Source organism: Streptomyces spinosus (assembly GCF_020400655.1).
GTDB classification, from domain to species: Bacteria; Actinomycetota; Actinomycetes; order Streptomycetales; family Streptomycetaceae; genus Streptomyces; species Streptomyces argyrophylli.
This window is the reverse complement of record NZ_JAINRC010000045.1, coordinates 1-11794: the sequence shown is the minus strand read 5'-3', so window position 1 is coordinate 11794 and position 11794 is coordinate 1. Positions and strand designations below refer to the sequence as shown.

10 protein-coding genes are annotated in these 11794 nt (G+C 70.1%); 5 read left to right on the top strand and 5 right to left on the bottom strand.

Annotated features, from left to right (window positions below; genetic code table 11):
* Positions 1–440 precede the first annotated feature (440 nt).
* The 3 genes from LG395_RS40725 (at position 441) to LG395_RS40715 (ending at position 5467) form a co-directional block, all read left to right on the top strand.
* Positions 441–1508 (top strand): ferritin-like domain-containing protein, encoded by a 1068-nt coding sequence (locus LG395_RS40725; RefSeq protein ID WP_225814605.1) that lies wholly within the window; start codon positions 441–443, stop codon positions 1506–1508.
* A gap of 537 nt (positions 1509–2045) precedes the next feature.
* Positions 2046–4811 (top strand): AAA family ATPase, encoded by a 2766-nt coding sequence (locus tag LG395_RS40720; RefSeq protein ID WP_225814603.1) that lies wholly within the window; start codon positions 2046–2048, stop codon positions 4809–4811.
* Positions 4812–4987: 176 nt separating this feature from the next.
* Positions 4988–5467 (top strand): MarR family winged helix-turn-helix transcriptional regulator, encoded by a 480-nt coding sequence (locus tag LG395_RS40715; protein ID WP_225814601.1) that lies wholly within the window; start codon positions 4988–4990, stop codon positions 5465–5467.
* Positions 5468–5934: 467 nt separating this feature from the next.
* Here the strand turns inward: LG395_RS40715 and LG395_RS40710 are convergent, their stop codons facing one another.
* Complete coding sequence (locus LG395_RS40710; RefSeq protein WP_225814599.1) at positions 5935–6681, bottom strand: SDR family oxidoreductase; 747 nt, start codon at positions 6679–6681, stop codon at positions 5935–5937.
* Positions 6682–7092: 411 nt separating this feature from the next.
* Here LG395_RS40710 and LG395_RS40705 point away from each other — a divergent pair, with 411 nt between their 5' ends.
* Both LG395_RS40705 and LG395_RS40700 read left to right on the top strand, forming a co-directional pair.
* A complete protein-coding gene (locus tag LG395_RS40705; protein WP_225814597.1) occupies positions 7093–7446 on the top strand; it encodes an antibiotic biosynthesis monooxygenase family protein in 354 nt (117 codons plus the stop codon).
* Between the two features lie 495 nt (positions 7447–7941).
* Complete coding sequence (locus LG395_RS40700) at positions 7942–8235, top strand: WhiB family transcriptional regulator (protein WP_225814595.1); 294 nt, start codon at positions 7942–7944, stop codon at positions 8233–8235.
* Positions 8236–8871: 636 nt separating this feature from the next.
* Here the strand turns inward: LG395_RS40700 and LG395_RS40695 are convergent.
* The 4 genes from LG395_RS40695 to LG395_RS40680 form a co-directional block, all read right to left on the bottom strand.
* A complete protein-coding gene (locus LG395_RS40695; protein ID WP_225814593.1) occupies positions 8872–9075 on the bottom strand; it encodes a cytochrome P450 in 204 nt (67 codons plus the stop codon).
* A 226-nt stretch (positions 9076–9301) separates the two neighbouring features.
* Positions 9302–10168, bottom strand: coding sequence for a Bax inhibitor-1/YccA family protein (locus tag LG395_RS40690; protein ID WP_225814591.1), 867 nt, complete (start codon positions 10166–10168; stop codon positions 9302–9304).
* 177 nt (positions 10169–10345) lie between these two features.
* Entirely contained in the window at positions 10346–10813 is a 468-nt protein-coding gene (locus LG395_RS40685) for an SsgA family sporulation/cell division regulator (protein WP_225814590.1), read from the bottom strand.
* 541 nt (positions 10814–11354) lie between these two features.
* Positions 11355–11741, bottom strand: coding sequence for a DUF2255 family protein (locus LG395_RS40680; RefSeq protein WP_225814588.1), 387 nt, complete (start codon positions 11739–11741; stop codon positions 11355–11357).
* Between the last annotated feature and the right edge of the window lie 53 nt (positions 11742–11794).

The window sequence follows — 11794 nt, the reverse complement described above, 5'->3', positions numbered from 1 at the left end:
TGTGGCCATGGACACACCTTTCACGGGATAATTCCCAGGGCGGCGTGCTTGCCGAGAGCGAGCCGAGCGTGAGCACAGTGCCTCCGGGAAACGGGCATCACGGAAAACAGGGCCGGTGAAACGGCATGTGTCGTGCCAGGGCAGGAGCTCGACACTGCGGCAGGGCGGCCGCACGCCGGCCCGGCGGTCGAAACACTATCTCACACCGTGCGGTGACGGATGCGGGTTCGTTCAGAGCCTGTGGAGGTGAAGGCGCATGACCGTGTCACAGAGAAGTGGCCTGCCCTGTCAGTGAGGTGACTCCAGGGTATGCGCCTGCTCTTTCGGCGGCGAGCGGCGAACGAGCAGCCTCGTCTTCACGCAGCGCTTCGGCGTTTCGACGTCAGCTGCCGCAGGTGCGTCCCCTTGCGCCTACGACCACCGAAATGAGCGTCTCATCCATGTCTCACCCCCAGCTCCACGAGCTCGACACCGCCTCGGCGACAGGCATCGCGACGCTGGACGACCTGCGCAGGCACTTGCAGTGGGCCATCGAACTGGAACATGCCACGCTGCCGCCCTACCTCACGGCCCTGTACTCCCTCGACGCCGAACGGAACGCGGAGGCCGCACAACTCATCGGAGGCGTCTTCGTCGAGGAGATGATTCACCTCGCCCTGGCCGCGAACCTCCTCAACGCGGTCGGCGGACAGCCCCGCCTGGACGCGCCGCACCTGCTGCCCCCCCACCCGCGGACCATGCCGCACGCCGACCCGTCCATCGAATTGTCCCTTCTGCCGTTCGGGCCGGAGGCTCTCGAAATGTTCCTGCGCATCGAACAGCCGGCGCACCCGGGAGATCCGTCCGAGGGCGACAACTACGAGACGATCGGACAGTTCTACGACGCCGTCGAGAAGGGGCTGCGGCGCCTGTGTGCCGAGCTGGGTGAGGACAAGGTCTTCAACGGTGACCCCGCCCGCCAGGTCTCCGGCGGCCCGTTCGCCCACACGGCAGGGCACCTCAACCCTGTCACCGACCTGAGTTCGGCGCTGGCGGCGCTTGAGGAGATCGTCGAGCAGGGTGAGGGCGCGGCCCGTGCCGACGTCTGGGACGGCGACATGGACCTGTTCCACCCCAAGACCAAGGCGGTCTCCCACTATTACCGTTTCAAGGAACTCGCCATGGGGCGGCGTTACCAGCCCGGTGACACGCCCCAGTCCGGCCCCACCGGGGAGGCTGTGACCGTCGACCTTGCCGGCGTCCGCCCCCTGCGCCCCAACCCGCGGCTGGAGGACCACCCCGAAGGCAGCGCGATCCGCACCGCGCAGCAGGCGTTCAACCAGACGTACTGCAAGATGCTGCAACAACTCGAGCAGGCCTTCAACGGCAACCCGGCGATGCTGGGCATGTCGGTCGGCACGATGTACGCGATCAAGGGACAGGCACAGAGCCTGATGGCCATGCAGGACGACGACGGACTGGCCGCCGCCCCCACCTTCGAATACGTCGCGCCCGAAGACCGCGCCTGAGGCGGCGTCCATGACGCTGGGACCAGGCCGAGTGACTCCGAGGTCTGAAGGTGGCCCCGCCCCGCCGGCGTGCCGGGTGAATGCCCTGTCGACCGGCTCGGTGCGCAGCGAACCCTCCAGGGCTGCCGGGCTGTCCCAAGCCTGCCGCGGCTCTGAAGGCCGTGCACCACTGCCCCGGAGCGGCCGAACTCCAGCCGCGCCGATCACGGCACAGCAGGTGGCCGACGTCGATCGCAGACTGGTCCGACGGACCCCCCGCACCTGCCGAACCGGCCACACAAGTGGTCGGCAAGGCACCCATCGGCAGTTCCTGCGCGAACTTCCCGCCGCCGACGCCCTCGGCTTCGCGTCGACGGTCGTGACGGGAGGCCGGACGCATGCTCGGCCGGCCGCGGCTGGACCAACGCGGGCACTGGGTCCGTTTCCGTTCCGGGCGACAACTGCTGCTCGCGATCGGGGTAGCCCGGAGCCTCCCTCCGATAGGATGCGGTGGGAAAGACACGACAGGGTGGCTGATGCCCGGCGAAGGCGGACACTGTGCCTGATATCGCGCCGTTGCGGGGGCGACGCCGCGAGCTGGCGGATCTGGAAGCGCTGGTGAGCCGTGCTCGCGTCGGCCACAGCGGAGCGCTGATCGTCTCCGGTGAGGCCGGCGTCGGTAAGACGGCGCTCCTGGACCACATCACGGCGCGGGCCGCGGCGCACGTCCGCACCGAACGCATCGTCGCCTCACAGTCCGAGATGGAACTCGCCTACGCCGGCCTTCAGCAGCTCTGCGGGCACATGATGGGTTCGGCCGCCCGGTTGCCGGCCCCGCAGCAGGAGGCGATCGAGGTCGCGTTCGGGCTGCGCAGCGCCGCCGCCGCGCCGAGCCCGTTCCTCGTCGGGCTGGCACTGCTCGGACTGCTCACCGAGGCCGCGGAGGACCGGCCACTGCTGTGCATCGTCGACGACGCACAGTGGCTCGACCAGGCGTCCGCGCGTGCCCTCGCGTTCGCCGCCCGGCGCCTGGACGCGGAGGGTATCGCCCTTGTGGTGGCCATGCGCCAGGCCGACGATGTGTTCGCGGGCCTGTCTCACATGCTCGTCGAGGGACTGGGCCACGAGGATGCGTGCGAGCTGCTGCGCCTGGCGGTGCCCGGTGGTCTCGACCGGCGGATACGCGACCAACTGATCGCGGAGGCCCGCGGCAACCCGCTCGCGCTGCGGGAGTTGCCCCGGGTGGGCCCGGCCCGGGTCGCCGGCGGCTTCGCCCTGACCGGTTCCCTGCCGCTGGAGGACCGCATCGAACAGAGTCTCATCGTGCAGCTCACCCCGCTGCCCGCGTCGGCGCGCCTCCTGCTGCTGCTGGCGGCCGCCGAGCCCACCGGTGATCCCGGACTGCTGTGGCGGGCGAGCGCTGTACTCGGACTGGGCCCGGAGGCCTTCGAAGCGGCCAAGGACGCCGAGGCGTTCGTCGTCGGGACCCGCGTCGCCTTCCGTCATCCGCTGGTGCGGTCGGCTGTGTACCGGGCGGCGTCACCGGGGGAGCGGCGTCGCGTCCACGCCGCTCTGGCCGAGGTCACCAGCGCCGAACACGATCCGGACCGCCGCGCCTGGCATCGGGCCAGCGCGACGCTGTACCCCGACGAGGAGGTCGCCGCGGATCTGGAGCGGTCCGCGGTACGTGCACGAACGCGCGGCGGAGCGGCTGCCGCCGGCGCGTTCCTGGAACGGGCGGCGGAACTCACACCTTCGCCGTTCCCCCGCGGGCAGCGGTTGATCGCAGCCGCCGAGGCCAAGCACGACGCCGGAGTGCCCGCCGAGGCCCTGCGCCTGCTGGGGTACGCCCACGCCCTTCCTCTCCCCCCGTTGCAGGAGGCGCTCATCGCGCGGCTGCGCGCTCGGGCGGGATACGCGCTGCGGCGTGACCGCGGTGGGGTACAGCAACTCCTCGCGGCGGCGCAAGGGCTCGAAGAGCTCGCCCCGGCGCTCGCCCGCGACACCTACATCGAAGCACTGGCGGCCGCGACATACGGCGGCAGGCTCGGAGACGCCGAACAGGTGGCCGCCGTCGCGCACGCGATTCTCCGGGCAACGCCCGCCGCCGAGGAGACCGGCCGGGCACGGGACCTGATCCTGCGCGGCCAGGCGTTGCTCGCCGCCGAGGGCCAGGAGGCCGCGCTCGCCACCCTGCGACGGGCGCAGCGTGCGTTCCTCGAACAGGCACCCGACTCCCTCGAGCTGCACTGGGTGTGGTTCGCCTCCCGTGCCGCCCAGGACCTGTGGGACCCCGAGGGGCTCCGCGCGCTCGCCAACCGGCAGGTCGAGGTCGCCCGCGCCGAAGGCGTCGTCACCGTACTGCCGATCGCCCTGAGCCTGCTGATGCTGGTGCAGATGACCGACGGCGACCTGGACGGGGCAGAAGCCTCCTGCGATGAGATCGACGCCATCAAGGAGGTCACCGGGAATCCGCTCCCACAGTACGGGCGGCTCCTCCTCGCCGCATACCGGGGGCAGGCCGTCGAGGCAGAGCGCTGGGCGGAGCAGATCCGGGCGGACGGGCAGGCGCGGGGGGAAGGGCACGCGCTGAGCGCGGCCAATTTCTCCGAGGCGGTCCTCTACAACGGGCTGGGCCGCTTCGCCGAGGCGGTGGCCCGCAGTCGCCGCGAGTTGCCCTACACCCACGAACTGAACCTCGCGATGCGCACGCTGCTCGAACTGGTGGAAGCGGCCGCGCACACCGGTGAGCGCACGCTTGCCGAGCAGGCGTTCGAGAAATTGGCGCGCGTCACGCGGCCGGTCGGAACCACCTACGCGTTGGCCGTGCTGGCGATGGCGGAGGCGCAGTTGTGTGCGGGTGACGAGGCCGAGAAGCTGTACCGCGATGCGATCAAGGGCTTCGAACACGAGCGGATACCGATCTGGGTGGCGCGTTGCCGTTTGTTGTACGGCGAGGCGCTCAATCGCCGGGGGCGGTACGCCGACGCGCGCGAACAGCTGCGCTCCGCACACCAGGTGCTCAGCGTCTGTGGCCTGAACGGCTTCGCCCAGCGTGCCGCGGACGAGCTGCGCGCGAGCGGAGAGACCTTGAGGGTCCGCGTGCGAGGGTCGGCGGCGCAGCTCACCGATCAGGAACTCAACGTGGCGCGCCTGGCCCGCGAGGGGCTGACGAACCGGGACATCGGCGCACGGTTGTTCATCAGTGCGCACACCGTCGAGTACCACCTGCGCAAGGTCTTCGCGAAGCTCGGCATCAAGCGGCGGACCGAGCTGAAGACCGCTCTCGCCGAACTCGGCCCCGCTTCCCGGCCCGTTGATTGACAGCATCGGCCGCTGTGGAGTGCGGAAGAAGTACGTGGTACGGCGGCTGTCACAACGACGACCCCTGGTCTGTCTACATGGTGCAGACCAGCGGCGGCTGTTCCGCCGTACCCTCATGCCGGCATGTGTCCTGCGGGAAACGGCAGAGGCTGCGGACAGCAGGGAGGAAATTCAGCATGAACGCCGGTGCCACGTCGATCGCCCGATGGGACACGTTGTCCCGTGTTCACCGTCTGATCGAGTCCCGGGTCGCGCGACACCTGAATCAGCACATCGGGCTGGGAGCCAGCGAGTTCCACGCCCTGCGCGCGCTGGACGAAAGCGTGCGAGCCGGTTCGGGTCTGCTGTACCTCAACGTCCTGGCCAACGGTGTGGGCCTGAGTCAGTCCGGCACCAGTCGCCTTGTCACACGTCTGCAGGACCGAGGACTGGTCACCACGCGCCTGTCACCACACGACCGCCGCAGCGTCGAGGTCAGTCTCACTCCCGTCGGACGCGAAGTGGTGCGGATCGGCTCTCCCGTCCTCTACAGGGCTGTCGAGGAGATCGTGCGAGAACTCCGTGCCGAGGGCACCGACGAGGACCTCGTCCGCTACCTGCGGGGCAGTACGCACGAAGGATGTCCCCCCGGGTCCCGCCATGTTCCGGTGCTCTGAGAAGCGGTGGAACGGTGAGCCGATCAGCCAAGTGATCATAGGACCAGCCCGACGCCGACCACCCCAGCCTGCCAGCCGGACGGCCACTCGTCGCACGCCAGTTCCGCGGCACTCCGCTGCGACGGACAGCGGGTGCCACTCACTGTGGACCAACAATGGGTCGTCCGACAGTGGTTTCTCCGACAACGGTCGGCACATCATCCGGACTGCGCTGTGGGGTTGCGGCACTGCGTCCATCAAGATCGGCTGGACGTTGAGGTGCGGCCCTGGCACCGCGATGACCTGCGGCACTGGGTGATCCAGCGAAGTGATCCGATGGGAGTGTGCCGTGCTCCCCACCCGGGGGAGCACGGCACCGGGCGGGGTCGGCGAGGCTCCTGACGTCGGCTGCCGGGAAGTGAGACACCAGCCGGACGATCAGTCGGGGCGTGGGCTCGCCCGCTCCTCGCTTGGCTCGCTAGTGCGGGTTACTTCTGCTGTGCGAGCCACTCGTCGAAGTGGACTTCGCCGATGTGCGCGTCCGGGCCCGGGAGCAGGGTGTCGGCCTTGATCTTCGCGCCCCAGTAGGTGCCGTTCGGGTCCGCGACGACCTTGCGCGAGTCCTGCTTCGCGGCAAGCTCCTTGCGGATCAGCTCAGGCAGTTCGAAGACGTCCGGACCTGCCACTTCGGTGATGGCGTTGAGGGGCTCACCGACGGCGGTGCGGCTGACCGCCGTGGCGACGTCGTCGGAGAAGACCGGCTGGATCTTCACGGGGAGGAGTGTCACCGTGTCACCGTCGGTCGCCTGGTCGGCGAGACCCTTGGCGAACTCGAAGAACTGCGTCGCGTGGACGATCGAGTAGGGGATGCCCCCGCCCTTGATCAGATCCTCCTGTACCTGCTTGGCGCGGAAATAGCCGCTTCCCTGCAGACGGTCCGTGCCGACCACGGACAGGGCGACGTGGTGGCCGACGCCTGCGGTCTTCTCCGCCTTGAGGACGTTGGACGTCGAGGTACGGAAGAACTCCATCACGTCGTCGTCCGCAAAGGACGGGGAGTTCGAGACGTCGACGACGACCTGGGCACCCTGAAGGACCTCGTCCAGGCCTTCACCGGTGAGCGTATTGACACCGCTGTTGGGGGAGGCAGACACGGCCTCATGACCGTGCTCCTGCAACTTGGCGATCACCTTGCTGCCAATGAGCCCGGTTCCGCCGATGACGACCACCTTCATGATCAATCCCTTTGCTGTGTCGCGTATATCTGCGATGTGGAAGTGGGGACCTGCGTGTTACCTGTATGACCAGGGGCGAACGAGATCTGTGACAGGCATCGGGCCTTCTCCGTGAGACGTTGCGCTACCGGACCGCCGCCACCGCCATGTCGGTGAGTACCCCGCACCCGCGTTGAGTGATCCGCATCCTCCTCGACCGCATCAGGCGGACCCGGCCCACAGAAGCCCTCTGTTCCTGGGCGCCGAACCGCTGTCGTTCGGCCTCGTCCGGGAGCGTTGTTCCGGTACGCCCGCGCCGGGCCGGCGGTTCCGGGAGCGCGTCCCCCATACCGTGTTCCCGGCACCCCGCTTGCGCGACATCAACAGCCGACAGTAGGTCACAAATGAGTGGCATCGTCGGTCACTGTGGGCATGCGTCAATCCCTGGAATCGAAGACGGGCATCGACGGGCCGGTCACTGTCATCAAGCGCTACACCGTGCCTGCGGCCGAAGCTGACTATTTCGTGGAGGTGTATCAGGAGAACGCCCGGATCATGTCGGCCCAGCCCGGCTTCCTCCGATCCCGCCTGCACAGGCCGCTCGCCGACACCCCTGAGGTGCCGTTCGTCCACGTCGCCGAGTGGACCTCAGGCACCGCCCTCGACAAGGCCACCAGTAACCCCGAGTGGCATGCCTCACTGCAGCGCATGTTCGACGACCCGGGCCTTCACATCACTTCGGAACCTGCCAGCTATCGCGTCGTCGTGGAACTCCACCCCTCCTGACAGCGGCGATCGCCCCGCACCTGTAGCCGGCAGCACCACTTGATGGTGCCGTCCAGGAAGTGACCCGTGCCAGCGGGCAAGCCCCTCACGGGCCGCGCACTCGGTGCGCTTCCACTCCCACGGCGACCGCACGGGAGCTGCCGCCCCGCTCGGCAAGGACGTGGTACGCACCGGGCCACACTGCGACCGAGCGCCTACTGCACATCGACGCCGATCCTGGTCGCCCGGTGCGGTGCGCAGCACATCAAGCAGGGCTCTCCTTGTTCCACGCGACCCACGAAAGGGACGGGGAGTCGTACCTGCGGGGAAGCGAAGCGGACGGCGGTACCGCCCGGTCCGCCGTCGACGACTGAGACGTCCGCCCCACGGGCTGTGGGGCCCACGCTTCCCGCCCCCGGACCGGACGTGGTCCCTGCAGCGGGGGCGGAGACTCAGGTTTTCATGTAGCCATCACGCACGTCCGGGTCCTGCGGGGACGGAAGGAGGAGGACAAGGATGCGAACCAGACTGCTGCCGCTGCTGAGCGACTGGGAATGGCAGGACCGGGCCGCCTGCCGCGGGATGAACAGCGCCGTCTTCTTCCCTCCTCAGGGGGAGAGGGGCCATCGGCGCCGCCAGCGGGAAGAACAGGCGCGCCGAATCTGCGAGCGGTGCGAGGTCATCGAGGCGTGCACCACCATGGCCCTCCACAACCAAGAGCCGTACGGCGTGTGGGGCGGGATGACCGCGGGTGAACGCCAGGGCCTCTTCACCTTGGACCGCCGGAACGCTGACCAGGGCGCCGGCTGATTCCGGTCCATGAGCAAGCCGGCTGAGACCGATGAGCAAGTGGCCTGAACGACCCGGGATCTTCTTACCCGCAACCCACACGTGTTTCGGAGGGCCTGGCTGGGGGCGTAAAGGGGCCAGGTGGCAGGGGGGAGGCGGGAACACGGCCGGGGCCGCCGCCGCGTACGCCGACTGTCGGAGCACATGGAGCGAGTCCGGGAACCCGACCACCCGCACACTCTCGCCATGCGGCACAGCCTCGCCTGGTGGCGGGGGCAGGGGGCCGCAGCAGGGCCGGCGCGGCGTTGCCCGGCAGGGTCACCGTGCTCTCCTGGCCGGCGACGACGCGCATCAGGACCCTGGAGGGCCTGCCCCGACCAGCGGCGGAAGTGCAGGTGGTGCCGGTGCGGGATGCCGAGGAGTTCGGCGATGACCGTCGCGGGCAGCGGGGCGTGAAGGCCTCGACGAGGTCCAGCTCGCCCGACGGCGGCATCGCGTCGATCAGGTTGTGGGCGATCCGCTCGATGCGACGGGCGAGTTCGGCCGCACGGCGGGGGTGAAGGCGGCCGAGGCCGGCCGGGGCAGGCGGGTGTGCTCCCGCGGGTCGGCCTGCATCATTCGCGCGTCGAGTCCCACCGGAGGCCGGTGGAGGACGTATCAGGCGGCGGTCAGGGCCTCGGCGGCGGGCGTGGCGTCCTTGAGCAGGGCGGGATGGGTCAGCACCTCCCGGGCCAGGTCGTGGCCGACGAACACCCAGCCCCTCGGACCGAGGTGGAACTCGGCCGGGTGGATGGGGCCGAACTGCCGGAGCCGGGCGTACCGTGCGGGGGAGTCGGCCTTGAAGGTGTGATCGATGACCATCTTGCCGTCCCGGTACGGGCAGTGCTCTCGCGCGCTCGTGGACGCCTCTCGCGTGCTGTCGGTCCGGGGCCGCCCGGAGCGGTCCCGACCGGCACCCGACGCGCGGGCATGTCGTCGTGAGGGGAGAACGAGTCGGGTCCCGCCTCGGTTCAGCGCGGCAGGCGCATGGCCGGACACGCCGGAGGGGGCACGCGCACCGCGCATGCCCCCTCCGACGTCGGAGAACTCAGTTGTCGCTGTTGAGGATGGACAGCACCTGGAGCACCTGAAGGTAGATCCACACCAGTGTCATGGTGAGACCGAAGGCGGCCAGCCACGCCTCCTCGCGGGGGGCGCCGTAGGCGACGGCGTCCTCGACCTGCCTGAAGTCCAGGGCGAGGAAGGCCGCGCCGAGCAGGATGCCGATCACGCCGAAGAGGATGCCGAGGCCGCCGCTGTGGAAGCCGAGGCCGTTGCCCGCGCCGAAGGCGGAGAAGAGGAGGTCGGCGGCGAGCAGCAGCAGGAAGCCGGTCGCGGCCGAGGCGACGAACCCGGCGAAGCGCCGGTCGACGCGGATCCAGCGCATCCGGTAGGCGATCAGGACGCCGGCGGACACGGCGAAGGTGCCGAGCACCGCCTGGACGACCACGCCCGGCGCGATGTACGTCGAGGTGGCACTGGAGATGACGCCGAGGAAGACACCCTCGAACGCCGCGTAGCCGAGGATCAGCGCCGGGGCCGGCGCCCGCCTGAACGCCTGGACCAGCGACAGGACGAAGGCGATCAGGGCCGCGCCCACGGCGATGCCGTACGACCGGCCGATGTTCGCCTCGTCGACGGGCAGCAGGAGCCAGGACAGCACGGCCGTCAGCACCACGGTGCCGAGCGTGGTCGCGGTGCGGACGACGACGTCGTCCATCGTGATCGCGGTCCCCGCGGTCCGTGCGCCGGCGTCGGGGCCCGCACCGGCGGCCGGGGCGTAGGGGTTGGTCAGGTAGTCGTCCGCCGGCCCGCCACCGGCCGTGACGCCCACCGGGTGGCGCGTGTGCGCCCCGGCGGGGGCGGCGTCACGGGTGGCGCCCCAGCGGGAGAAGACCGGGTTGCTGCTCTTCACGTCATTCCTCCTCGTCCGCCGCGGGTGCGGCCTGCGGCACAGCGTTGTCCCGGGTGTCCGGGGGCGGCATACGTGTGACCGTGCCGCCCGCCGGTCCACTCCCGGCAAGCTTGTGCGTCACCACTCTGACAGGTGACGCACGGGGGTGCAAGTCCTCCCCGCCCGGCCCGGCCCTGCTCACTCCGACGGCGCCGCCGGACCGTCCAGCAACCGGAGCAGGAAGCCGTCCCAGTCGAGACCGTCCATCTCCGCCTCCGCCGAGGTGATCCGGTAGCTGGCCTCCAGCCACTCGGCGAGCGGCCCGGTGGGCAGCTCGAAGAGGGCCTCCACCTCCTGCGATTCGAGGAGCAGCCAGGACGAGGGGCGCTCACCGGGCAGCGTCGGCCACATCCGCACATCGGCGCAGCCGCTCATCGACGTCAGGCCGCGGTGCAGCAACTCGCGGCCGATCCGGCAGATGAGACTCGGGCCCCGTTCCGCCAGGAACTCGACGGTGATCACCGCGGGCATCTCCGCGTCGAACCGGAACTCCGCCTGGAGCGGCTGCCGGGTGAACTCGTCGAGCATCTGGTCGAGGTCCAGGAGCAGCGAAGGCAGCTGCCGGGGCGTCGACCGCGCCCGCAGTGGTGACTGATCACGATGCATGACGGGAGTTCCCCTCCGTGGTAGGAAGCCTGCGCCTCCCACTGTTCGCCCGGGGACGCGATCCGCACATCGGTCACTTGACGGTCGAAGGACGGGGCGCGGTGGGGCGGCCGATGACGCGGGGATCCGCCCCGCGGGGCAGCGGGAACGTGACGTAAGTCAATGTGCTGTCCCGCGCCGCGGCCGTGGTGAAGGTGTCCACCCGTTCATACGTGCGTCAACGTGAACCCGGGACCGACCGGATCCGTTGTAACCTGTGCAGGCCCCTCGCTCGGTCGAGGAGTGGGGGCCGCGACGGCCGTCCCGCAACCCCCGTTGGGACGGCCGTTCCCCTGTGCGGGGACCGGACTGTGCGGGGACCGGACGCGGGCGGTCCCACACGCGATACCCGCCCGGTGCCTTCCGGGACCCCGAGGAACAGGCGCCCTATGCGCCGGGCACCGGAACGTACGCATGTGATCACCGAAGGTGTCGTTCCGGCGGCGCGGCCGGGGCCCGATGGGCCGGGACCGAACGGGCCGGACCCCGGCCCGGCCAGGACTCAGCGGGCCGGGCCGGGGTCCGGAACGGGCGCCGGGTCGATGCGGATCGTCGCGGCCCGCGCCTCCGGGCTCGCGACGAGGGCGTCGGCGAGTGCGCCGTACTTGGCGCGGAAGGCGGCCTCGAGCCCCGGGGAGAGTTCCAGGTCACGAGTCCGGAAGCAGACGTCCCGGGTGACGCCGGCCACCCGGATCCGTCCGTGGCCGTGGTCCCGCGCCGCCTGGTACCAACGGGAGCGCACTCCCCGGTAGGCGCGGACGTACAGGTCGCCGTCGACGACCACCATGCCGATCTCCACGCCCTCACCCTGTCCGTCGTCCCCGGCGGTCAGGGTGAGGGCGTAGGTCTCGGCGAGCAGGTCCTGGTCCTCGGGTGTCCAAGCGGTCATCGGGTCACATCCTCCGTGCGGTCGGTGCCGGACTCCGCGGCGGTCCAGGAGGC

What these genes read in the sequence shown, in the direction of transcription:
- LG395_RS40725 (WP_225814605.1), top strand. Translation starts at nt 441, where the DNA reads ATGTCTCACCCCCAGCTCCACGAGCTCGACACCGCCTCGGCGACAGGC.
- LG395_RS40715 (WP_225814601.1), top strand. Translation starts at nt 4,988, where the DNA reads ATGAACGCCGGTGCCACGTCGATCGCCCGATGGGACACGTTGTCCCGT.
- LG395_RS40710 (WP_225814599.1), bottom strand. Translation starts at nt 6,681, where the DNA reads ATGAAGGTGGTCGTCATCGGCGGAACCGGGCTCATTGGCAGCAAGGTG.
- LG395_RS40705 (WP_225814597.1), top strand. Translation starts at nt 7,093, where the DNA reads ATGCGTCAATCCCTGGAATCGAAGACGGGCATCGACGGGCCGGTCACT.
- LG395_RS40700 (WP_225814595.1), top strand. Translation starts at nt 7,942, where the DNA reads ATGCGAACCAGACTGCTGCCGCTGCTGAGCGACTGGGAATGGCAGGAC.
- LG395_RS40695 (WP_225814593.1), bottom strand. Translation starts at nt 9,075, where the DNA reads ATGGTCATCGATCACACCTTCAAGGCCGACTCCCCCGCACGGTACGCC.
- LG395_RS40685 (WP_225814590.1), bottom strand. Translation starts at nt 10,813, where the DNA reads ATGCATCGTGATCAGTCACCACTGCGGGCGCGGTCGACGCCCCGGCAG.
- LG395_RS40680 (WP_225814588.1), bottom strand. Translation starts at nt 11,741, where the DNA reads ATGACCGCTTGGACACCCGAGGACCAGGACCTGCTCGCCGAGACCTAC.